The sequence below is a fragment of the Pseudoalteromonas sp. SR44-2 genome, assembly GCF_014163745.1.
GTDB lineage: Bacteria > Pseudomonadota > Gammaproteobacteria > Enterobacterales > Alteromonadaceae > Pseudoalteromonas > Pseudoalteromonas distincta.
In genome coordinates this window covers 8799-30554 of record NZ_JACJDW010000040.1, presented here as the reverse complement: position 1 = coordinate 30554, position 21756 = coordinate 8799, and the positions used below count along the sequence as shown (strand labels likewise).

The 21756-nt window shown below is 38.7% G+C and carries 17 protein-coding genes; 6 read left to right on the top strand and 11 right to left on the bottom strand.

Annotation, left to right across the window (positions count from 1 at the left end; all coding sequences use genetic code 11):
* The first annotated feature begins 68 nt into the window (after nucleotides 1-68).
* Nucleotides 69-1076 (top strand): NAD-dependent epimerase, encoded by a 1008-nt coding sequence (locus tag H5115_RS17890; protein ID WP_182756622.1) that lies wholly within the window; start codon nucleotides 69-71, stop codon nucleotides 1074-1076.
* 526 nt (nucleotides 1077-1602) lie between these two features.
* A complete protein-coding gene (locus tag H5115_RS17885) occupies nucleotides 1603-3528 on the top strand; it encodes an acyltransferase family protein (RefSeq protein ID WP_182756620.1) in 1926 nt (641 codons plus the stop codon).
* 576 nt (nucleotides 3529-4104) lie between these two features.
* Here H5115_RS17885 and H5115_RS17880 read toward each other — a convergent pair.
* The 8 genes from H5115_RS17880 to lptD form a co-directional block, all read right to left on the bottom strand.
* Nucleotides 4105-5547: a capsule assembly Wzi family protein gene (locus tag H5115_RS17880; protein WP_182756618.1), complete on the bottom strand. Its 1443-nt coding sequence runs from the start codon at nucleotides 5545-5547 to the stop codon at nucleotides 4105-4107.
* Between the two features lie 829 nt (nucleotides 5548-6376).
* On the bottom strand, nucleotides 6377-8392 hold the full coding sequence (locus H5115_RS17875; protein ID WP_182756616.1) for a methyl-accepting chemotaxis protein: 2016 nt from the start codon (nucleotides 8390-8392) through the stop codon (nucleotides 6377-6379).
* A gap of 137 nt (nucleotides 8393-8529) precedes the next feature.
* On the bottom strand, nucleotides 8530-9348 hold the full coding sequence (locus tag H5115_RS17870) for a symmetrical bis(5'-nucleosyl)-tetraphosphatase (protein ID WP_182756614.1): 819 nt from the start codon (nucleotides 9346-9348) through the stop codon (nucleotides 8530-8532).
* 8 nt (nucleotides 9349-9356) lie between these two features.
* Complete coding sequence (gene apaG, locus H5115_RS17865) at nucleotides 9357-9746, bottom strand: Co2+/Mg2+ efflux protein ApaG (protein WP_002960839.1); 390 nt, start codon at nucleotides 9744-9746, stop codon at nucleotides 9357-9359.
* Nucleotides 9730-10536, bottom strand: coding sequence for a 16S rRNA (adenine(1518)-N(6)/adenine(1519)-N(6))-dimethyltransferase RsmA (rsmA, locus tag H5115_RS17860; protein WP_002960838.1), 807 nt, complete (start codon nucleotides 10534-10536; stop codon nucleotides 9730-9732). Before rsmA ends, apaG begins: the two co-directional genes overlap by 17 nt.
* On the bottom strand, nucleotides 10533-11525 hold the full coding sequence (gene pdxA / locus H5115_RS17855) for a 4-hydroxythreonine-4-phosphate dehydrogenase PdxA (protein WP_024589800.1): 993 nt from the start codon (nucleotides 11523-11525) through the stop codon (nucleotides 10533-10535). Before pdxA ends, rsmA begins: the two co-directional genes overlap by 4 nt.
* Nucleotides 11526-11527: 2 nt before the next feature.
* Nucleotides 11528-12823, bottom strand: coding sequence for a peptidylprolyl isomerase SurA (surA, locus tag H5115_RS17850; protein WP_002960833.1), 1296 nt, complete (start codon nucleotides 12821-12823; stop codon nucleotides 11528-11530).
* A 30-nt stretch (nucleotides 12824-12853) separates the two neighbouring features.
* The gene (gene lptD, locus H5115_RS17845) at nucleotides 12854-15106 is read right to left on the bottom strand and encodes an LPS assembly protein LptD (RefSeq protein WP_182681675.1); all 2253 of its coding nucleotides are present in this window, start codon (nucleotides 15104-15106) and stop codon (nucleotides 12854-12856) included.
* Between the two features lie 100 nt (nucleotides 15107-15206).
* On the opposite strand from lptD, the gene H5115_RS17840 reads away from it, so the two are divergent.
* From H5115_RS17840 to djlA, 3 genes are read left to right on the top strand one after another with little or no spacing between them, the layout of a single operon-like run.
* The gene (locus tag H5115_RS17840; RefSeq protein ID WP_182756612.1) at nucleotides 15207-16208 is read left to right on the top strand and encodes an aminoglycoside phosphotransferase family protein; all 1002 of its coding nucleotides are present in this window, start codon (nucleotides 15207-15209) and stop codon (nucleotides 16206-16208) included.
* A complete protein-coding gene (gene murU / locus H5115_RS17835; protein ID WP_182756610.1) occupies nucleotides 16205-16861 on the top strand; it encodes an N-acetylmuramate alpha-1-phosphate uridylyltransferase MurU in 657 nt (218 codons plus the stop codon). Before H5115_RS17840 ends, murU begins: the two co-directional genes overlap by 4 nt.
* A 31-nt stretch (nucleotides 16862-16892) precedes the next feature.
* On the top strand, nucleotides 16893-17759 hold the full coding sequence (djlA, locus tag H5115_RS17830; RefSeq protein ID WP_182670973.1) for a co-chaperone DjlA: 867 nt from the start codon (nucleotides 16893-16895) through the stop codon (nucleotides 17757-17759).
* On the opposite strand, the gene H5115_RS17825 is transcribed toward djlA, so the two are convergent.
* From H5115_RS17825 to rsuA, 3 genes are all read right to left on the bottom strand, one after another.
* Entirely contained in the window at nucleotides 17742-18692 is a 951-nt protein-coding gene (locus tag H5115_RS17825) for a DUF3530 family protein (RefSeq protein WP_182756608.1), read from the bottom strand. The two genes, djlA and H5115_RS17825, sit on opposite strands and share 18 nt — an antisense overlap.
* An 81-nt stretch (nucleotides 18693-18773) precedes the next feature.
* On the bottom strand, nucleotides 18774-19427 hold the full coding sequence (rluA, locus tag H5115_RS17820; protein ID WP_182756606.1) for a bifunctional tRNA pseudouridine(32) synthase/23S rRNA pseudouridine(746) synthase RluA: 654 nt from the start codon (nucleotides 19425-19427) through the stop codon (nucleotides 18774-18776).
* 120 nt (nucleotides 19428-19547) lie between these two features.
* A complete protein-coding gene (gene rsuA / locus H5115_RS17815) occupies nucleotides 19548-20246 on the bottom strand; it encodes a 16S rRNA pseudouridine(516) synthase RsuA (RefSeq protein ID WP_182756604.1) in 699 nt (232 codons plus the stop codon).
* Between the two features lie 59 nt (nucleotides 20247-20305).
* On the opposite strand from rsuA, the gene zapE reads away from it, so the two are divergent.
* The gene (zapE, locus tag H5115_RS17810; RefSeq protein WP_182756602.1) at nucleotides 20306-21415 is read left to right on the top strand and encodes a cell division protein ZapE; all 1110 of its coding nucleotides are present in this window, start codon (nucleotides 20306-20308) and stop codon (nucleotides 21413-21415) included.
* Nucleotides 21416-21756 lie beyond the last annotated feature (341 nt).

Below are 21756 nucleotides of genomic sequence, written 5' to 3'. Positions count from 1 at the left end.
TTTCAACTTTCAACTTTCAACTTTCAACTTTCAACTTTCAACTTTATCAGCTTAAAGGTTAGGAAATTATGAAATATTTAGTAACGGGTGCTGCTGGTTTTATTGGCGCGGCAACATGTCAAAAATTGTTAGCGGCTGGCCATGTAGTAGTCGGTATTGATAACCTTAACGATTATTACGATGTAAATTTAAAACTAGCTCGGTTAGCGCAGTTCGAAAGCCATGAAGCGTTTACATTTATTAAGCTTGATATAAGTGAACGCCCAGCAATGAGCGAACTATTCAAAACACAGCAGTTTGATAAAGTAATACATTTAGCGGCGCAAGCCGGTGTTAGGTATTCAATTGAGAACCCTGATGCTTATGCCGATTCTAATTTAGTAGGCCACTTAAATATTCTAGAAGGCTGTCGCCAAACTAAAGTGAAGCACCTGATTTATGCTTCATCAAGCTCCGTGTATGGCTTAAATACTAAGGTACCATTTGAGACATCAGACTCAGTTGACCACCCAGTTTCCTTATACGCTGCGACTAAAAAAGCAAATGAGTTGATGTCACACAGCTATTCGCATTTATACGATATTCCAACAACAGGTTTACGTTTTTTTACCGTGTATGGCTCGTGGGGCCGTCCAGATATGGCACCATTTATCTTTACGAAGAAAATATTAGATGGAGATACTATTGATATTAATAACAATGGCGACATGTGGCGTGACTTTACCCACGTAGTCGATATCGTAGAGGGCGTTGTCCGCATTGCTGATGTTGTACCAAGACGTAATGACCAATGGACAGTAGAGCAGGGTACGCCAGCTTCAAGTTCTGCACCTTACGCTGTATATAACATTGGTCATGGTTCACCCATTAGCTTAATGGATTTTGTTAAAGCTATTGAAGATGAACTTAGAATAGAAGCGAAGAAAGAATTCCGTGAAATGCAGCCAGGTGATGTATACCAAACCTATGCTGACACTCAAGACTTATTTGCAGCAACTGGCTATAAACCGCAAGTATGTATTAAAGAAGGTGTTACTGAGTTCATCACTTGGTACAAAGGTTTTTATAATAAGTAAGTTAAAATGCTGATGGTTGATCTTTTTAGTTATATTTTTTGATGCATTATATTGCTAACCTAAAGCAGTTATTGTGAAAGTATCTGAGTGAAGAGGTCTGGCTGAGACGCTTTTTATTTCAGTGCATTCTCCCCTGTAAGATAATTCCTCAAGAGTCAATATCGGCGCTACGTTTATAAATGGTGTGCTAAATATGGGAGCTTCACAGCCCTACCTTTTTAATAGCCCGAATCTCAGTTAATACTTTGTTGAAGCTGAAAGGTTGAGTAATATACCGCTCCTGCTATTTTTAATAATACTGAAATGGCGCTGGTTACTTAATGCTACCCAATACTATGGAACCAAATAGTTGAGGTTTATAATCAAGAAAGGTCACATCGTGCCAATGATGTAAACCAGCACAAATGGCTGCTTAACTTATACTTTCTAGTATTATTAAAAACGGGAGGGATACCATATTTACCGGGGAGCCTCTTTATGTATCCTTTAAAATTACATATTAATTAGTTTAAAACAGGGCTAGATTTTGAAATTTAGAGAAGATATAAATGGACTCAGGGCAATCGCAGTATTTGCAGTTGTATTGTTTCACTTTAAGGCTGCTTGGATGCCTGGCGGTTTTGCTGGAGTTGACGTGTTTTTCGTTATCTCTGGTTTTTTAATGACCGGAATAATATTCAAAGGAATAGAGAAAGAGACTTTTTCTATTTTAAAGTTTTATGTTTCGCGTGCAAATCGAATTGTCCCTGCATTATCTGTACTTTGTTTGGTTTTATTAATACTAGGTTGGTTTTACCTCACTCCAATAGAGTATAAATCATTAGGTAGTCATGCAAGTAGTAGTATGGGCTTTCTATCAAATGTAATTTATTGGAATGAGTCTGGCTATTTCGATGAAGCGTCACACAAAAAATGGCTGCTTCATACTTGGTCACTGTCTGTCGAGTGGCAGTTTTATATTATTTATCCGCTAGTCCTTGTTGCGCTTCGAAAGGTAATGAGCTTGGACAAAATTAAAATTACAATTTTATTAGCAACAGTTATAGGTTTCATACTTTGTGTAATAGCAACTTATAAATGGCCAAACGCATCTTATTACTTGTTACCAACAAGAGCCTGGGAAATGATGATTGGTGGTATTGCTTACCTATACCCTTTTAAAAATTTAAAGGAAATTGGTAAAAAGTCATTGGAACTAACAGGTTTATTCTTAATTATTTTTTCCTACTTATTTATTTCAAAAGATAACTATTGGCCTGGATACTTAGCGTTATTTCCAGTAGTTGGTACTTATTTTATAATTCAAGCACAACGAGAAAAAAGCTTTATTACAAGCAATTTATTATCACAAAAAATAGGGGCATGGTCTTATTCAATTTATTTATGGCACTGGCCTTTTGTTGTGGTTATTTATTCTTTTTCTTTAAACGACAACTTTATTTATCTGGGTATTATTCTATCGGTTTTACTAGGTTTTCTGAGTAATAAATTTATTGAAAACAAAAAATTTAGAAATGACTTTAATACATTGTTTAGCTACTTAAAGTTTAAACCATTATATATGGTACTAACCGTTGGTTTAATGGGTAGCTTTACTTTTATATCACAGGGTTTTACATCTAGATTTAATTTGACCGCCGATTTCGAGAGCATAAAAGAAGAACTTGTAATCCCATTAAGAAGCAATGGATATTGTTTTAATGCATTTAGTCGCTCTGAAAGTAATAGTGCCCTAGTAGATCTAGAGAAAGGCACAAATTGCTATTTAGGCATTAAAGGAAAGCCTACGTCTACATTACTATTTGGCGACTCTTATGCTGGGCATAATGAACCCTTTTTCGATGAAATTTTTAAAGCTAATAATGCATCATTTCAATCTATAGTTACAAATTGGTGTATGCCTTCTCTGACGGAAAATTTTACAGGTCCCAAAACCCATTTAGGTTATAAGCAATGCCTTTTAAATAGAGGTTATTTAAAAGAAAACTTAAATAAATATAAAAACATTATATTTGCAGGTGCTTGGGGTGAGGCTTTAGAAAAAAAACAATTTAATGATGTCGAGTCAATAATTGAAAGATCGGCTAAGCTTGGAATTAATATATTTATTATGGCTGCTCCTCATAAGTATAAGAAAAACCCTTTAGACAGCTTTTATAGAAGTATGTACTTCGACTTTCCTTTCAATATTGATGAAATTGAAGGCAACGATATATTAATGAATAAAGGTAATGAACTTTTGGAAAAATTATCTTATCAATACTCTAATGTTCATTTTATCAATAGAGAGTTGCTATATGAAAAGGGAAGTGTCTTTACTAAAAATGGAATCTCTGTCCCTTATAGTCTAGATGGTGCTCATATATCTATGCTTGGTTCTAAAAGCTCTGCTGACTATTTCATGAAAAGAAATGAATATGAAACTATAATGAACTACTTTCAGCTAAACTAGGGTAATTATTTTATAAATAAGTTAAGAAATACAGTAGTTGTTACAATTACTGTATTTTATGATTTTTATCATTATCCATATACCTTAACTCACACTGATAATGGTTATTAAATATCCTATTACCGATTGGTTATGTATGCGTATAGCTGATGATACCTAGCTTTGTTTAACATTTCAAAGTAATAGTGGCTCAGGAATCTTGTTGCTCAGCAAGGCTATTGAGCTACAATTTCGATGGTTTGACTAGCGAAGTTTTTTGGGTTAGTTGTCGCATTAAATTAAATCTTATGCAGCCCGCATTTCTTTTTTCTCTGAATGTTAGTTTACTTCATTGTCCAATCTCGAGATTTTCATGACCAACGACTTGGGTTCTGTAATTTCGCCATTTCATTTACCTTATGATGTTTCGCTAGTACTGCTTTATTTAATCCTAAATGACGCTTATTTGGTGTAACAAATTTGATGCCGCTTGTAGTGTTCATCGTTACACCAACCCAATTGTAGGTGAGGTTTTATTACTTCGCTTTGGTAACGTTAGATTAGATGAGTGCGAAGTAAAATCGCACCTACAGGGTGTTAAAAATTAGCAAATACACCTAATCTAGCAAACGTTTCCCCGTATACATCCTTTCCTTGATACAGCTCCGCTCCCCAACTTTTAGCGCCCATTATTGGTTTGCTTAATTTCCGCGTATAGGCTGTTTGTAACTCATAACTTGTTTTATAACCATCACGTTTATTTTCAAGCATACGAATAGTGGTATTTAAGCTTTCTATTTTACTTAATTGCCAATGCCAATTTACGCTCATAGATTTAGCTGGTGTGTAATCGGTGTAGTCGTGCTCATCACCTAGCCAATGGCCAATAACATTACCTGAATTACGATTACCATCTAGGTACAGTCGGTTGCTATAAAAGCTTTGTTGTAAGTTACTATGCTCGAAGCGTAAACTGTGATTGTTAGCAATAAAGGGCAAGTAAATACCAAAACTATATGCATTATTACGAGAGCCACCTAGGGTGTCTTCAAGCGCAACCTCGCCATAAAACTCATAAGGGAGTGCGTAAATACTATTGTTGTAGGCAAAAGTAATTGAGCCAAGTTGATCACCAAGCTCAAAGTTTTCTCCAAGCTCATCGGCATCATTACGACCAACATTGTCTTTGCTACCAGGGCTAAAAAAACCTTCTGTAAAGTCTTTTAAAGTAACGCTACGTGGGCCTCCACCAAACTGCATTAAACGGCTTAAGCCTATTGTTAAGTTATTGGTTGCAGCAAAGCTAGTGTGTAAGCCAAATAAATAAGGCTTGCCTGGCTCATACACGTTAGCGACTCCTGTTTGCCTACCCTCTTTTAAAATTCCGCTTTGCTCTGTCATTTTACTAATAAACATATCGTAACGAATATTAAAGCTGGTTATTGGTTCCACGTTGCTAAGCGTTATAGAAGGCGTTGTTTTAGCTTGTGTACTTAATAACATAGCACTGTCGTTAAAAGGTGAGTACCAATGTTCTCGGTAGCCTACATCTAACTGCGCATATTTATTACCAAGGTAAAAAAAGCTTTGTGTAGGTAATATTTCGTCTTCGTTGGCTATGCCTGCAACACTTACACCAAAGTAACGGCCAAAGTTAGCATAAGCGCTACCTTCAACAATTAAGTTGGTTTTAGTGGTTTGGCCGCGTTGGTTAGGCAATGTTTTATCTTTTGTGCCAGCAGCAAGTGTTACTTTTGCAAATGTGCCCGCATCGCTTTGAATATAGGGGCTAAGTTGGTACGAAAGTGTTTGATATAACTCTGGGTATGTATGCCTTACTGTTTGCAGTACTCTATAAATATCGTGAGCTTTATAAGGCTTGCTCATAATATGGGTGTTTTTACTTACGGCTAAAAGTCGTTGTACTTGGTGCTCAAGTTCTGGGGCTTGATTTAAAGGTAAGTAGGGTGATACGCCACCTTTAGCAACAGCATTTGCACTGATTGCCATCCCGATAAACAGTGATATTTTTTTGAGCATAATTATTCCGTTAGCAAAAATTTGTTTAAGTAAAAACGTTAACGCGAGGTTAGCAATAAACGCCTAAGTAAGGAAGAAAAAAGCGATATATTAGTGGGGATATATAGGAGTAGGCTATCATTCGCAGGTGATAGGCTATCCGTTAAATTCGAGCGCGTTTTTGCATGTAGTGTTTTGCTATAAAGCAGGTGGCGAACGCATTTAATAAGTTATACCTACAAAAAATAGATTTATAAGTTATTTATTTACAAAGAGGTTAAGAGGGCGCTGCGCTTTAGAGAAGTAAAAATACATAATTACTATTGTTTTAATGTTTTCTCATTTACTCCTCTTTTGCTTCTCTTTGTGCAATAGGGTTTTAAGTAATTTATTCACAAAGAGGTTAAGAGGGCGCTGCGCTTTAGAGAAGTAAAAATACATAATTACTATTATTTTAATGTCTTCTCATTTACTCCTCTTTTGCTTCTCTTTGTGCAATAAGGTTTTAAGTAATTTATTTCACAAAGAGGCTAAGAGGGCGCTGCGCTTTAGAGAAGTAAAAATAAATAATTACTATCGTTTTAATGTCTTCTCATTTACTCCTCTTTTGCTTCTCTTTGTGCAATAAGGTTTTAAGTAATTTATTCACAAAGAGGTCAAGAGGGCGCTGCGCTTTAGAGAAGCCAAAAGTAGGTAGGCTATTAAGTTTAAATATTAAAAGCTGCGCTTTTCGCGTGAGCAAGCTAGGTGCTTACCGGTAAAGTTTTACATCTCGATTTTAAAGTCCTGATAAACAAAAACCCCGATGGTACATAGTACCATCGGGGTTTTTTTAATCGTTTTAGTAAACCTAAACTTTAAATTCGTCTACCGACAAGCGAAGCTCTTCAGCAAGTTTTGCTACTTCTGAACTTGAGATGTTAGTTTGGTTTGCGCCTTCGGCTGTTTGCTCTGCGATGGCTACTATCGACTCAAGGCGTTCGCTAATTTCTTGTGCTACTTGTTGTTGCTCAAGTGCGGCGGTCGAAATCTCTTCACTTACGTCGTGAGCTTGCGAAACTGCAAATGTAATCGAATCAAGTGCGCTACTTGCTAGGTCGGTTTGCTCAACACACGATACCGCACGTTGCTTACCTTTGCTCATTGCCGTTACGGCAGCTTCAGCGCCTGTTTGTAGCGACTCAATCATTGATTGTATCTCTTGGGTGGACTCTTGAGTTTTACTTGCTAGAGAGCGCACTTCGTCAGCTACAACAGCAAAGCCTCGGCCGTATTCGCCTGCACGTGCAGCTTCAATTGCGGCATTTAGTGCAAGTAGATTAGTTTGATCCGCTATTCCGCGTATTACATCTAAAATGCTGCCTATTGATGCGCTATCTTGATGCAGTTTATTAATGACTTGTGAGGCGTCGTCTACTTCACGTGCTAGTTGTTCAATCGTTGCTTTATTGTTATTCGAAATACCTTTAACGCGTTCAGCTTCTTTATCTGCATTTTTAATTTCGCTAAGTGCTTGTTGAGCGCTGTTACTAACTGTTTGCGATGTACTGCTCATTTCGGTTGTTGCCGTTGCGGCTTGTTCAACTTGTGCTTGCTGGTTACGAATTGCTTGGCTTGATTCTGAGGTAATGGCCGATGTTTGCTCTGATGCTGCTGCAAGTTGAGTAGAGCGCGAAATAATACCTTTAATTAGGCTGCGTAGGCTGTCAATTAGTGTGTTACAACTTTTAGATAATTCGCCAAACTCGTCTTGAGCGCTGTCGTCTAAACGTTGTGTCATGTCGCCACTGGCAACAATATCTAAAATGCGATTAACTTCGGCAAGTGGTTTAGTAATGCGGCTAACAGTAATAATGGCAATCACAATTGCTAAAAGAGTGGCTATAACCATGCCAACCCACGTCCATAAATTAGCTGAGTCTACATCGCTGCGCACACCTTGTTGCAATTTAAACGCAACGTCACTCGCTTGATTAACTAGCTCGTCAATTTGGTTAAGTGCCATTTTGGTGGCCTGCTCTGACTGTGCAAGCTCTGATTGCGTAAGCGTAATCGAATCAATTAAACGTTTTTTGTTTGCTGCTAAGCTGTTACTGCCCTTGATGTTATTTTCTAAAACATCAACATATTCTTTTAGGCTTGAATATAAGTCGCTATGCGTTTGCTCTATTGCTGGTTTAATTAAATCAACGGTACGTATTACTTCTTCAAGGTAATACGTTTGCTCGTTTTTAACAATATCGAGAGTATTAAGCGTTTTAACAGTTAGCATGTCGGTGCTGTTACTAACTACCGACATAAAGTTGTTTTCTAAATTATTTGCAGCTTGATAAGCGCGAGGGTGGTTTTGTTCAAACCCGTCAATGTCGGTAATATCGAGTACAACAGAGTTAGCATCTTCTGCACTTAGTTCTATATTTTCTAATTGTGCTTTTAATGTTTTATTTAATGCTAGTTGCTTGCCTTTATCTGCTAATAAATTTTCAACGGTGCTTAAAAAGCTTAAATAAGTTTTTTCTACATTTTGGCTACTTTGATTAAGTGCAGCATCGTTTTTTACTACGTCTTGAAGCTCACGGTGCAGCGTGTTGAATTGCTGTTTTTGCTCAAGGACTTGTGCTTTTATTGGTGCAAGCTCATTGGCTGATGTCGTGTAAAAGCTCGCTTGAGCGGCTTTACTCATTAAAATAAATTCGGCTTGTAGCTCAGAGCTTTTATTTAATGCTGGGAGTGATAGTTGGTTCACTTTTTGAGTGGAACGGTCAATATTTGCAATTTTTATTAAGGAATTACCACCAATTATTAATAATAATAGTGTGATAAATATAAAACCACCCCAAATACGCTGGCTTACTGTCAGGTTCATAAGATTTCCACTCAAAAAGTACTTCAATTAAGACTTATCGGCGTTTGTACCAATAAGTTAAGTAATTAAAATCAATTACTTTAATTAATTTTAACTATTAATTGATAAATCTAACAGATGTATTGTTTTTTTTCAGTTTATTTAGACGAAAGGTGGGAATTTTCTACAATTACTTTTTTAGTACTCAGCTCCATTAGGGTCATGGTGTTACCCCATACGCAGCCTGTATCTAAGGCGTGAACCCGTGGATTACCTGTTCTACCTTCAAGTGCGGCCCAGTGACCAAAAATAATATCGTGTTTAGATTTAGCTATATTGGGGTGGTTAAACCAAGGAGTGAGGGTTTCGCTGTCGGTTATTGCACCCTTTGCATTAAGCTCGAGTGTGTTATCACTTGTTAAAAAACGCATGCGGGTAAAGTAATTAACTATGTATCTAAACTTTGCAAAGTCATCAAGGGTGTTAGACCACTTTGCGGGATGAGCCTGATACATGTGTTCAAAAAACGCTTTTGCGTTACTTGATTGATAACAGCTTTGTGCAAATTGGGCTTGTTTTAGCGCATCTTCAACAGACCAATCGGGATTTAACCCCGCGTGAGATATAAAGCAGTTATGTTTTATAAGCTCTAAAGCCAATGGCTGGGTTTGTAAAAAAGCGATGTAGTTAGCCAATTTAGGGCTTTCAAATATTGAGTTTAATTTATCGTTTGGATTAGTGGGTTTGTTAAGAAAGTAGCAGGCAACCATGTGAAGGTCGTGATTGCCTAAAGTGATGGTCATGCTATTTTGATGTTGATAAATATAGTCTAAGCAGGCTAGGGAGTCTGGCCCGCGAGCAACTATGTCGCCAACTAAATATAGGTGATCTTTACTTGGATTAAAATCAACCCGTTGTAAAAGGGTGTTAAATTCACTAAAACACCCTTGTAAATCACCTATCGCATAATCTGCCATATAAGTGCTTAATGCAAAATGTTAGGGCAAGCCAAACGAAACACATTAATAGGCGCCTGAAACTCAGAGCCAAACTCGTTGCGTAACGTGTAATGGCCTTGCATAGTGCCTACAGGTGTATCTAAAATTGCACCGCTGGTGTATTTATAGCTTTCGCCTGGGCCAATATCTGGCATTTCGCCAACAACGCCTTCGCCTTCAACTTCTACTTGTTTGCCATTTGCATCGGTAATTAACCAATAGCGGCTCAGTAATTTTGCACTGCATAAACTATGGTTTTTAATTGTTACCGAGTAAGCAAATACGTATTTTTCAAGCTCCGGTTGAGATTGACCTTCTACGTAAAATGTTTCTACAGATACCTTTACAGGCGATCCAATGTTACTGCTTGTTGTCATAAATCCAGTTAGCTATATCAATAAATTGTTGTAAAGATAAGCGCTCAGCACGCAGCGTTATATCAATGCCAATGCTAGTTAGTTCTTCTGCGGTAAGTAAGTTACCTAAACTATTTCGTAGCGTTTTACGGCGCTGGTTAAATGCTTCTAAACACACTGTGTTTAAAATTTTAACGCTTTTTGCTGTACGTTGCTCTGGCTTTTTAGGTATTAAACGAATAACAGCAGAGTCAACTTTTGGCGCTGGTTTAAAGCACTCGGGTGGTACTTCAACAACCGGCATTGCATTACAGTAGTATTGAGTCATTACGCTTAAGCGACCAAATGTTTTACTACCTGGGCCTGCTACCATGCGTTTTACTACTTCTTTTTGAAGCATAAAGTGCATGTGCTCAATATGATCTGAAAATTCAAAAAGGTGAAACAATAACGGTGTCGAAATATTGTAAGGTAAGTTACCAAACACTTTTAATTTTTTGTCATCGCGAACCAAGCTTGCAAAGTCAAACGTCATTGCATCGCCTTGGTTAACGGTTAATTTAGGACCCAAAAATGGGTGTTCAATTAATCGTTGTGCTAAGTCTTTATCTAATTCAACAACCGTTAAATGGCCGCTTAAGTCGGCTACTGGCTCAGTAATTGCGCCAAGGCCGGGGCCAATTTCTACTAAGTTGTCTTCTGGTTTAGGATCAATCGCAGAGACTATTTTATCGATGATAGATTCATCAAATAAAAAGTTTTGCCCAAAACGCTTACGAGCGCGGTGTCCTAAATGTACTTTATCGGTCATTGATTTTGTGCTTTTTCTTGGGCGAGCTTAATTGCTTCGCGGATCGCTAATTCAAAACTGCCAACGTCAGCTGTACCAGTACCTGCTAAATCGAGTGCAGTACCGTGGTCAACTGAGGTGCGGATAAATGGTAAGCCAAGGGTAATATTTACCGATTTACCAAATCCTTTGTATTTTAGCACAGGTAATCCCTGATCGTGATACATAGCAAGTACTGCATCTGCTTCAGATAGGTATTTATGTTGAAATAAGGTATCGGCCGGTAGTGGGCCAATTAAATTCATCCCTTCACTTCTAAGTATTTCGAGCGTTGGGGTGATTGTTTCTATTTCTTCACGGCCTAAATGGCCATCTTCACCTGCATGTGGGTTTAAGCCACACACTAAAATACGTGGTTTTTCTATCCCAAACTTAGTTTGTAGGTCGTGATTTAAAATACCCGCTACTTTAGTTAAGCGCTCAGGAGTAATGGCACGCGATACATACGCAAGTGGAATATGCGTGGTTACAAGTGCAACGCGTAAACCTTCAGTTGCAAGCATCATAACTACATCTGCAGTATTTGATTGCTGCGCAAAATACTCAGTATGTCCGCTAAATGAAATGCCCGCTTTGTTGATAATGCCTTTGTGAACAGGGCCCGTAACAACCGCATCGAACGTGCCATCCATGTTTTTTTCACTTGCTATACGCAAGGTATCTAACACGTATTGGCCGTTACCGTCGTTTAGTACGCCAAGCTCTACATCCGCACCTAAATCAACCTGATGAATATACAAACTGCCGGCAGGTGCTGCTATGGCAGGGGCATTATCATCAAATTCAATTAAGTTTATTGTTAAGCCTAAATGCTTTGCACGCTCTTTTAATAGTTTGCCATCAGCAATCGCTATAAGTTGAGCGTCCCACGCTTGCTGAGCAAGCGTGAGTAGTAAATCTGGGCCGATACCGGCTGGTTCACCCGGTGTAATAGCAATTCTTAGAGTCATATTTATTGGTCTATAGGGAAAATTTCAACGTGAGCTTGCTCGCGCATTTCTTGCTGCCAGTTAAAACTTTCTTCCTTAAATTTACGGTTAAACAACATACCGTGAGCACGGTTACGTTTAGCTAGTTCAGTTTTATCAGCTACACGTTTGCCAAGTAACTGCACAATATGCCAACCAAACTGTGTTCTAAACGGTTCGCTTATTTCATTTTCTTTAAGAGAAAGTAATGTATCTTTAAACGCAGGTACGTAGGTAGTTGGATCTGTCCAATCGTACTCGCCACCTTTAAGTGCAGAGCCTGGATCTTCTGAGTACTCTTTAGCAAGTTCACCAAAGTCGGCTGTTCCTGCACGTAAGTCTTTTGCAAAGCCTGCAAGCATTGAGCGTGCTTTTTCTTCACTTAAAATAATTGAAGGTTTAATAAGTATATGGCGTGAACGTACTTCAGTTGTTTCTACAACTTGTAGACCACGAACGTCTTGTACTTTAATGATATGAAAACCAGCACCAGAGCGAAGTGGACCAACAATAGCGCCTTTCTTTTGGCCTTTTACTGCTTCAGCAAAAAGCGATGGCATTTCGTTAATGCCCATGTAACCAAGTTGTCCACCTTCAAGTGCTTTAGAGCCGCTTGATGATGAAATAGCAATACGCTTAAACTCTTGGCCATCGTTTAATAGCTCAATAACCTTATCTGCACGTGTTTTTGCATCAGCAATTTCGTCAGCTGTCGCATCGTTAGGGATATCTATTAAAATATGACCAATGTCGTACTCTTCAGCACTTTGACCTTGGGTTTCCATAATTTTTAAAAGGTTATCAACTTCTTGTTCGCTAATATAAATACGACGATCAACGCTTGCACGTGTTACTTGCTGCGTTGTGATTTCTTTACGAATTTCTTCACGGTAAGCTTGAAAGCTTTCGCCCGAACCTTCAATAGTGCGGCGTAAGTCGGCAATTGTTCCGCCTTGCTCTTTTGCCATGTTAGCGAGAGTTTGATCGAGTTGGCTGTCTGAGATTTGTAATCCCATACGCTCAGCCATTTGCATCATAAGCGCCTGATTAACTAAACGCTCTACAGCTTGTACACGAAGTGTTTCATCTTTTGGTAATTGCTGGCCTTGTTCTTGTGCTTGCTTTTTAACACGATCAATTATGGTGTCTACTTCGCTTTTTAAAATTACGCCTTGGTTTACAACGCCAATAACTTTATCTATTTCTACTGGTGCAGCCATTACACTTTGACAAAGGCTGGCACTTAAAACTGCTGATGTTAATAATTTTTTTAAATTCATATTCTTTTTACTACTCTTGCTGATAGTACTCTAGTTACTAAGAAAATACGGTCTACGATAGCCAAAAATACCTTGTTGTAATAATTTTTGTGCATCATAACGGCTTTTACTGCCAAGTCCTTTTAATACAAAATTCAAACTAATACCTGAATCAAAAGTTGCTTGTTCTTGTCCTATTGACTGATTTAAATCAGTTTCAATTTGGCGATGGCCAGTAATTTGGATAGCCCAACAGCATGATTCATACTGTAATCCGCTCAATACTTCGATACTTCTGTTGTTTTCAAGATCTCGATGATAGCTCGCAATAAATTGCCATTCGTCGCTAATAGGAATACTTGTAAATACACCTGCTTGCTCGATTGTATTTCCTGAGACATCATTTGCATAGCGATGGTTCAATTGTACTAGCTGATTATTATCACCTTTATAATCAAGCGTTACATTTGACTGTACCATTTGCTTGCCATCTGTATCATATTGAATACCTCCAGCGAGGTACCAACGGCGGTGCCAATGTAACATGGTTTGAGCTGCAAATAGTGCATTATAATTAGTGTCTGAGTTTAAGCCTTGCTCTGTTGGCTTGGCATCGTCACTTAAATAAAATATTTGGCCCGCACTCAAGTTAAACACTTCTTCTTGTTTTTTATCAAATAAGCGCGTTGTAGCACCTAAAGTAAACTGATTAGCAGCGGCTATACGGTCAACACCCGAAAAGCGCACGTCTCTAAATAAACCATAATAATCATCTTGCAGCTTGGTTGTATCAAACAAGCCAATATCTGACTGATCTTTATTAGGTGTATATAAATACTGAATTTGCGGCTCAAGCGTTTGTATACCATCTTCAAAAAAGTAAGATGCGTCACGCTCAAAATTAAGCTGAGAGTACAAACGTACTTTTGGGATAGTACGCGATACGGTATCGCTGTATTGCGTGCCGGTTAAGTTTCCGCTTTGCTTATAATTAGTTTGTAATAAGCTTACTTCAGATAAAAATGACCACGCATGCGTAGCGTAGTTGTAGCGTGCTTTTGGTTCTACGTGTACACGAGTTGCGCTGTCTATGGCCACTTCTGATGAATCATTAGTAAAATGGCTAATTTCGCCCGACACACTAAAGTCAAAATTATCAAAACGCCAAGGCGCTGTTTGCGTAAAATTAACTTGTGGTATTGCAGTGTATGACTCTAAGTGATCGCCGAGTACTTCAAAGTTTTGCACTTTAATATCAGTGCGCCATGTATCACCTAAATGGGTAAGTGAACCAGTACGATACAATTGAGTATCGGTTTTACTTGCGTAGTTTGAAGTTAAGTCGGTAATGTAGTTATCATCGCTCACATTGGTTACATCAACGTTTGCGCGCCAGTTTTCACCTAGGTAGCTTTGCTGTTGCCAATGAAACATGTAGCGTTCATTTAAATCAGGCTCAGAATCATCACTATCTAAGTATTCAATCCCTACTAAGCCTTCATGTTGCTCTGTTAGGTATCTAAATTCTGTTTGTAATTGCAGCCCTTTGTTAGACATATAACGAGGCGTAATAGTGGCATCAAAATTAGGTGCAATATTTAAATAATACGGCGTAATTGTTTCAAGGCCGTATTTGTCAGAGCTTGAAATAGTCGGGGTAAGTAAGCCCGATTTACGGCGTTCATCTAGCGGGAATGTAAAATAAGGTAAATATAAAACCGGTGTATCTAAAATACGCAATACGGCGTTATATGTTTCGCCCCAACCTTCTTCGCGTGAAAGGTTTATTTCGTCAGCTTCAATTTCCCATGCAGGGGTGTCACTTGGGCAAGTAGTAAAGCTTGCATTCATGAGTAATAGGCCAGACTGATTAACAGTGAGCTTTTCAGCGCCGCCTTTACCTTGTTGTTCGGTTAGGCTGTAGTCGGCGCCTAACAAACTGACTTCTGAATTATTTAAATCGGCATTTAATCCGGTGCTGTTTACTTTACTTACGTAGTCTTGATAAGTAATTGGCCCCGTTGCATTTAATAAACCACGCTGTTTGTCTATCAACGCAGTTTGTGCGGACAAACTCATCTTAAGGGTGTTAATATCAACATTGCCGGTAAATTCAGCGCTTTGAGTGCCAAGTAGCTCAACATCATCAGCTTGGATATCAACTTCACCAAGGTTAAGGCCTTCAAGTGGTTGCCAAGCTCTGGTTTGCATTGAAATGCCACAAAGGTTGTGTGCCAGTTCAGTTTCGGCAAGCGATGGTGCGCTAACTACGCTTAGCATCAATATGCCCCAGGTTTTGCTCATTTATCGACCTTAATACTTTGTGTTTAATATAATATACACATAATAAAGGAAAATAATGGCAATTACAGTAATTGACCTATAAAAATAGATATCTAATAAAATGACACGCTTTGAGAATTTACAACAATTTATAAACACACACCTTAATGCCAAGTCGCATACTTTAAATGCGATCACGGGTGATGCGAGCTTTCGCCGTTATTATCGTTTAAATCACGATAATAAACATTTAATAGTGATGGACTCAGATCCAAAAAAAGTGAATAACGAACCTTACATTTCGCTAAATCAGGTGTTTGTTGAGCAAGGTTTTTTACTTCCCACTATTATTGCAAGTGATGAGAAACAGGGCTTTTTTGTTCTGAGTGATTTAGGCAGTACGCACCTAGCCGACATGCTCGATGATGCAAATCGCACCGAGCATTACCAAGCATTAATTAGTTTAAGTGCTCAGTGGGCAAAAACGCCCACAGCTTCTGCTATGCAAGCGTATAACGAAGATTTTATAAAGCTAGAGCTTGATATATTTAGCCAGTGGTTAGTAAGCGACTTTATTAATGAGCCACTCAGTGCAGAACAAAAAATAATGTGGCAAGCAAGTTCAGAGCTATTAATAAAGGCCATGCTTAAGCAACCAACGGTTACCGTTCATCGTGATTACCATAGCCGTAATATTATGAATAGTGACGGCCAGTGGGCCATTATAGATTATCAAGATGCTGTACGCGGGCCGCTTTGCTACGATTTAGTATCGCTACTGCGCGATTGCTACTTTAAATTGCCAGAGCAAGAGTTAACAAGTTTACTTGATTTTGCTTATCAAGAATTTACAGCTCAAAATTTACTGGCTAACACTTCATTCGATGAGTTTAAATATTGGTTTGATTTAACCGGATTACAGCGCCACTTAAAGGCTGCGGGTATATTTTGTCGATTGTATTTACGCGATGGTAAAACAGGTTATTTAGATAATATTTTACCGACGCTTGATTACATTATTGAAGTGGCAGCAATTTACCCAGAGCTTAAAGCATTGAGTGAGTGGACAAAATATACCATAGTGCCAAAAGTGACTGAAAAGTTAGCAAAGGAGCGCTCATGAAAGCAATGATTTTAGCTGCAGGGCGCGGGCAAAGAATGATGCCGCTAACGCAAAATATGCCAAAGCCAATGTTAAAAGTGGCAGAAAAACCACTTATTGAGCACCATATAAATAACCTTAAAGCAGCCGGCATTACCGATATTGTAATAAACCTTGCGTGGCAGGGGGATAAAATAAAAGACTACTTTAAAGATGGCAGTCAATTTGGCGTAAATATACTTTATAGCCAAGAAGTTGAAGGTGGCCTTGAAACAGCCGGCGGTATTATTGAAGCGTTACCGCTGTTGGGCGACTCGTTCATTGTAATAAATGGCGATGTATACACCGACTACGATGTAAGTGCGCTAATGCAACTTCATTTACAACCTGGTGAGGCGCACATAGTGCTTATAGAAAACCCGCCACACAACCCAGATGGCGACTTTGCATTGAGCCATTTGTCGGCCGAGAGTCAAAAATATACATTTTCAGGGATTGGCCGCTATCAGGCTGATTTTTTTAAAGGATTAACGCAAGGTATTCGCCCTTTAGGGCCTATTTTACGTGAAAAGCTAAATGAACATTTAGTCTCTACTGAGCTCTATATAGGGCAGTGGGATGACATTGGTACACCAGAGCGTTTAAACCAATTAAACATGCGCCTTGAGGCGTAACAACTCAATTTTTAAGAAGGCAGTACTATAGATGTGGGGAAAAATTCTCGGTTTTTGTTTTGGCTTTATGTTTGGCAAAATATTTGGTGCTATTTTAGGTTTATACCTAGGTCATTTATTTGATAAAAGCTTAAAAAATAACTTTGATAAAGCAGGCGGTTTTTCTAGCTTATTTAGTGGTGACGATGTTCACGAGCGCCAAGCTTTATTCTTTTCAAGCTGCTTTGCTGTTATGGGGCACATTGCAAAATCGAATGGCCGAGTGAGCGAAATACATATAAAAGCGGCTAACTTGTTCATGGACGAAATGGGTTTAAAGGGGGAAGAGCGCCGCGAAGCACAACATGCATTTCAGTCAGGTAAAGAGAGCGACTTTTCACTTAAAGAAACAGTACACGATTTTAAAGAACGCTTTGCTAAACGAAACGATCTAATACAGTTGTTTTTAGAAATACAAATTCAAATGGCGTTTTCTGACGGGGTATTAGCTGAACAAGAAAAGCAATTATTAGCAGAGGTAAGTAAGCAGTTAGGGATTTCTAAAACACACTTTGCATTTGTATTAAAACGTTATCAAGCTGAGTTTAACTTTAGAAAGCAACAACAGCGCTTTAATCAACAGCAACAAAACCAAGGTCAAAGTAGTAGCTACCGTGAGGGTTCTGGCCATCATGTACCGCCAAATAATAATATGAACCGTGCGCAAGCATTGGCGTTATTAGGCTTAAATAGCGATGCAACGCAGCGTGATATAAAAGTAGCGTACCGTAAACTTATGTCGCAACATCATCCAGATAAATTAGTGTCGCAAGGTTTACCAAAGCACATGATGGAATTGGCTGTTAAAAAGAGCCAAGATATTCAAGCCGCTTATGAGTATTTAAAAAAGTCGGCGTAAAAACCCGTCTATTTCTTTTGTTAGGCGTGCGTGTTGACCGGGTTGATCGCGCAGGCCAAACAATTGGCGTTGGCGGTAATCAAATTTTGCATTTCGCTCAACCCAGCGCTGACGATTTTTAAGGCTCATTAAAATGTCTGTGCTGTCATTTGCGTAGTAAATATCAAGTAAGGCGGGTGTAACAAGTGACGCTGTTTGGCTCAAACTTTCGTTACGTTTAGTATTAGGTAAGTAACTGCTTAAACTTATAAACGCATCTAGTCTCTCGTCCGGAAAATCTGCATAGTACTCCAACAACACACCCGCACTAGTACCTTGTGCAATAACCACTATATTACTCGAATCTTCCATAGCGGTTTGATACAGCGCATTAAACCGAGAAATGAGATTTATTTTGTAGTTATCAAGTATGTCGTCAGTTACTTTTTCAATTGCATTTACGTAATGAGGCTCATCTTTGATTTTTGCAGGCTGTGATTGTGCGTTTGTTGTGGTGTCGGGTGATGCAGGCTCATCGGCTTTACTAGGCGCAGCTTCGGTTTCGCTGGGCATTGTTTCGGCCAGTTTACTTGCTTGCCAGTCAATGTCGGGCACTGTCATTGCGTAGGTGCTGTAACCTAAATTATTAAGCTCTTTACGCAAGTAACTCATACCTGAGTTATTGGTAGGTGAAGAATGCCAATCGGGTATAAGTATTACGATACCTCTAAAATTACTACTCATATATTCGCTGTAAAGGCTTAAAAATTCTGTTTCACCCGCTAATATTGGCTTTATTTCATCACTTGGAAGTAGTCGCTCAATATCGCTATTTTCAATACTTGATAAACTAGGTGGGGCAATATGTTCAGCCGCGTAGGCGGGGTTAGCTAAAAGTAGCGCACAGCTGAGCTGTATATAAAAAGCCCTTTTTAAAAACCGTGTAAATAGCATAACGCACCTAACTAATGACAATTAGTTAGGTATCGGCAAGGTTATCTAAAAGTTTAATAATTTACGAAGTATTTGCGTCGGTTAAAATTCTGGAACAGCTTCAAAAGTAAGTACTTGCTCAGTTACGGGGTGCTTTAATTGCAGCATTTGAGCATGTAACTGTAAGCGAGGAGCCGCAGCAAGTGCCTCTTTATGGGCGTAAAGCCTGTCACCTAAAATAGGATGACCCAAGCTTAACATATGCACACGTAGTTGATGCGAGCGACCAGTGATGGGAGTTAGCTCTACACGGGTTGCATTTTCTTCACGCTCAAGTATTTTGAAATGCGTAAGCGAAGGTTTACCTCTGTCGTGATCAACCATTTGTTTAGGGCGATTAGGCCAATCACAAATAAGGGGTAAATCTACTGATCCTGTTTCAGCTTCAAGTTGTCCGTATACACGTGCGATATAACGTTTCGCTGTTTCGCGCTCTTGAAACTGCATACTTAAATGTCTGTGCGCTGCTTTATTCATGGCAAGGCACAGTATGCCAGAAGTCGCCATATCTAAGCGGTGCACTATTCTTGCGGTTGGAAAAACACGATTAACACGATTAATTAAGCTGTCGGCATGTTTAGGATCTTTACCTGGGACAGTTAATAACTCACTTGGTTTATTAACTATCAGTAAATCGTCATCCTGAAATAGTATCGTTAAATACGGACTCATAGGGGGATTGTAGTTAACTAACACGGCCGACCTTAGTAATTTTTAAGGGCGCTATTTTAGTAGAGCAAGCCAACAGGCTCAAGTAAAAGTTTGGCTATATTGTTTTAACTAATAGTCCAAGCCTTAGGCTCCTTTGAAGCGCTTTTATAACTTAACTTCTTCGGGTGTTAATAATCGATATTCACCACTAGCCAAGTTTTCATCTAGGGTAATCCCCGCAATCTGCTCGCGATGTAACTCAACCACTTTGTTATCTACCGCGTAAAGCATACGCTTAACTTGATGATACTTTCCTTCACTTATTGATAAACGCAGTCCGTAATTAGCAAGTCTCTCAGCTATAGCTGGGCGGGTTAAATCTTTTTCGTTATGCAGCATGACACCTTTACGTAATTGCTCAAGTGCTTCATCGGTAATAGGCTCTTGAGTTTCTACTAGGTAGGTTTTAAATTTATTGCTTTTAGGCGACGTAATTTTATGTGACCAATCGCCATCATTAGTAATAATAACTAACCCTGTGGTATCTATATCAAGGCGACCTGCTACGTGAAAGTCGCTCATATTTGGCTCATCAAGTAAGTCAAAAACAGTTTTATGAAGCTCATCGCTGTTAGCGCATACATAGCCAACAGGTTTATTTAACATGTAATAGCGCTTACCTAAAAATACCAAAGGCGTACCTTGGTGCAGTACTTCATCTTGCTGGGCTAGCTGAAAATTATGTGATGTGATTACTTCGCCATTAACGCTTACTTCTTTTCGCTTAATACTAGCGCGAGCTTGGGTGCGCGGTATTTCAGCTAAGTGGCTAATAAATTTATCTAAGCGGCAAGGGAATTTCATTTTGGTTCACATTTTTAGTCGGCTACAATGGGCGCGATTATAGCCGATAGTGAAATACCATGACAGTGCACAGCACACAAATTTTAAGCCTTTACCAAGCAAAAATAGACACAGGTGAACTATGTTTTGATGCAGCGCAGCAAAATGCGGTGGAAGCTTTAAATACGCTAAGCGAGCAACTTCAAGCTCACACATCATGGTGGCAAAAAGCGCCCTTAATAAAAGGCATTTATTTATATGGACCCGTAGGGCGCGGTAAATCCATGTTAATGGATTTATTTTATAAAAACCTACCTATTGAGCAAAAGCAGCGGCTGCATTTTCATCATTTTATAGCGCAAGTGCATGCCCAACTTTCGCAGCTACAAGGTCAAAAAAATCCACTTATTCTAATTGCAAAACAGTGGGCTAAAAATATTCGTGTATTGTGTTTTGACGAGTTTTTTGTGAGCGACATTGGCGATGCCATGATTATGGCCAGATTGTTCAATGCGTTGTTTGAACAAGGTGTTGTGCTGGTGGCCACATCGAACGCAAAGCCAGAGCAGCTTTATTACAACGGCCTGCAACGAGCGCGATTTTTACCTACGATTGATTTAATTAATAGTCATTGTCATATAATTAACGTGGCAGGGGAGGACGATCACCGCTTTAGATATGGTAAAAACAGTCGTCACTATTTTATTAATTTACCTAAACACGATTTTAAAAATGAGTTTTTAGCTTCGTATCCAGTAGTAACATGTAGCAATACAATTACTGTGCATGGCCGCGATTTACCCTATTTATTAAAAGCAGATAACGCCTTGATGATTGATTTTATGGCGCTATGTTCAGGCCCTCGTAGTGCTAACGACTATATGTTTTTAGCAACGCAATTTGATGTGTTATATGTATCGAACGTGCCGAAAATGGGTGTTAAAGCAACGGTTAAAGTTATTGTTCATGGTATAGAAGATAGCTATCAGCGCGAAAAACAAACGCTTGATGAGCACACTTTTGACGACGAAGCACGGCGCTTCATTGCCTTAGTCGATGAATTTTACGATTGCCATAAATTGCTAGTAATAAATGCGCAAACCGACATTGAACATTTATATAAAGGTAAAAAGTTGAGCTTTGAATATGCGCGCACGCAATCACGCATAGTCGAAATGCAAAATTGGTAACGCTTTAATATATATTGTAAACGAGCTTGCTCACGCGAAAAGCGCAGCGCCTTCTCAACCTCTTTGTGAATAAATCACTTAAGATCTTATTGCACAAAGAGAAGTAAAAGAGGAGTAAATGAGAAAACATAAAACAATAGTAATTATGTATTTTTACTTCTCTAAAGCGCAGCGCCCTCTAAACCTCTTTGTGAATAAATCCCTTAAGATCTTATTGCACAAAGAGAAGTAAAAGAGGAGTAAATGAGAAAACATAAAACAATAGTAATTATGTATTTTTACTTCTCTAAAGCGAAGCGCCCTCTAAACTTCCTTGTGAATAAATTATCTAAAAACTTATC

Coding starts and splice junctions, on each gene's coding strand:
- H5115_RS17840 (WP_182756612.1), top strand. CDS start 15,207: ATGACACGCTTTGAGAATTTACAACAATTTATAAACACACACCTTAAT.
- rsuA (WP_182756604.1), bottom strand. CDS start 20,246: ATGAAATTCCCTTGCCGCTTAGATAAATTTATTAGCCACTTAGCTGAA.
- H5115_RS17890 (WP_182756622.1), top strand. CDS start 69: ATGAAATATTTAGTAACGGGTGCTGCTGGTTTTATTGGCGCGGCAACA.
- murU (WP_182756610.1), top strand. CDS start 16,205: ATGAAAGCAATGATTTTAGCTGCAGGGCGCGGGCAAAGAATGATGCCG.
- H5115_RS17875 (WP_182756616.1), bottom strand. CDS start 8,392: ATGAACCTGACAGTAAGCCAGCGTATTTGGGGTGGTTTTATATTTATC.
- apaG (WP_002960839.1), bottom strand. CDS start 9,746: ATGACAACAAGCAGTAACATTGGATCGCCTGTAAAGGTATCTGTAGAA.
- H5115_RS17825 (WP_182756608.1), bottom strand. CDS start 18,692: ATGCTATTTACACGGTTTTTAAAAAGGGCTTTTTATATACAGCTCAGC.
- zapE (WP_182756602.1), top strand. CDS start 20,306: ATGACAGTGCACAGCACACAAATTTTAAGCCTTTACCAAGCAAAAATA.
- surA (WP_002960833.1), bottom strand. CDS start 12,823: ATGAATTTAAAAAAATTATTAACATCAGCAGTTTTAAGTGCCAGCCTT.
- H5115_RS17870 (WP_182756614.1), bottom strand. CDS start 9,348: ATGGCAGATTATGCGATAGGTGATTTACAAGGGTGTTTTAGTGAATTT.
- djlA (WP_182670973.1), top strand. CDS start 16,893: ATGTGGGGAAAAATTCTCGGTTTTTGTTTTGGCTTTATGTTTGGCAAA.
- rsmA (WP_002960838.1), bottom strand. CDS start 10,536: ATGACCGATAAAGTACATTTAGGACACCGCGCTCGTAAGCGTTTTGGG.
- lptD (WP_182681675.1), bottom strand. CDS start 15,106: ATGAGCAAAACCTGGGGCATATTGATGCTAAGCGTAGTTAGCGCACCA.
- H5115_RS17880 (WP_182756618.1), bottom strand. CDS start 5,547: ATGCTCAAAAAAATATCACTGTTTATCGGGATGGCAATCAGTGCAAAT.
- pdxA (WP_024589800.1), bottom strand. CDS start 11,525: ATGACTCTAAGAATTGCTATTACACCGGGTGAACCAGCCGGTATCGGC.